Annotated in this window: 1 protein-coding gene; it reads left to right on the forward strand. The window is 52.8% G+C overall.

Going from position 1 to position 1,106, the window contains the following annotated elements:
* Nucleotides 1-170: 170 nt before the first annotated feature.
* Nucleotides 171-1,040 (forward strand): hypothetical protein, encoded by an 870-nt coding sequence (locus ACH65_RS20040; protein WP_153242655.1) that lies wholly within the window; start codon nt 171-173, stop codon nt 1,038-1,040.
* Nucleotides 1,041-1,106 lie beyond the last annotated feature (66 nt).

Below are 1,106 nucleotides of genomic sequence, written 5' to 3' on the forward strand. Positions count from 1 at the left end.
CTTAGGCGGGTGTCCGCGAATCAGGGGCAAGATCATATGCCAAGTGGAATTTGGCTATTGACGGCATTCGTATGGAGCGTAGGGTCGGTCGCAGGGGTGAAGGATCAGGTTCCGGGCAAGCCGGGAATCAACATGGAGTGGGGCGGGGGGTTATGGCGCCAAAGAAGGTAATGTTCGAAGCGGGGACAGCGGCGGCCGAGGTGTGGTCATGTATGCCGTACCGCTGGGGGCGATCAATTGCGTCCTCTCTGGGCATGTTTTTCAAAGTGCGCACTCATCTCGGAGTGGCCGTCGCTGCATGGTTGTGCACGGCATCTGCCGGCGCGGTCACCATCAAAACGGTCGTCAATGCCGATTCTTCCATGTGCGGGCAGCTGCTCAAGATGGTCGAGGTCGCCGGCGTCCCGCAGATGACCGATGAGCAGTTGTGCGACTTCCGGTTTGCGAGGCTGCCACCCTCGATGACTGAGGGATTCACCTTTCCGCAGTGGAAGGAATTGGCCGTGGCTGATGCACCTGGGATGTACGTGCAAATGATTACGGCGAACAGAGCACCTCATGCGCCTTACGGTCTTCCTGATCTCTCCTCGCGACGTGAAGCGGTGAATCAAGCGATGCATGAGCACAATTTGGCTTTCTACAAAACAATACTTCCAGTGAGTGAGTTCAAGTTTGACTATAAGACGTCGTCAGTAACTACGGTAAGTAAGCGAGACCTGACCTTCGTGTCAATGGATATAAGACATTGCTCGAAACTTCCTTACAAAGACCTTATAGCTTTTCCATTTTATGCAGCCTTTGCGGGGACCGATTTGAAAAATCCGGTACCGACAGATTCCATAATGAGTGGTGATCAGATGGCTTGGTGGAGAGGAAATAGACTTGTCCGAATAAACGTTTCTTATCACTGGGTAACGATAGGCTCTAGGCCGCCCGGAATTGTTGTGGATTTAGAGAATCTCTGGTGGCACCCAGAGGAAAGAAAGCTTGATGCTGCGATAACGGGTGGCACCCACTGCAGCTTCAGTATTGATAAATAAGGACAGGAGCAAAGGACGATGGCTAACGATCTCACCCCACTGGCACCCCAATGCTCTCAACTTAAG

Origin of the sequence: Frateuria defendens (genome assembly GCF_001182895.1) — a bacterium.
Taxonomy (GTDB): Bacteria; Pseudomonadota; Gammaproteobacteria; order Xanthomonadales; family Rhodanobacteraceae; genus Frateuria_B; species Frateuria_B defendens.

Coding starts and splice junctions, on each gene's coding strand:
- ACH65_RS20040 (WP_153242655.1), top strand. CDS start 171: ATGTTCGAAGCGGGGACAGCGGCGGCCGAGGTGTGGTCATGTATGCCG.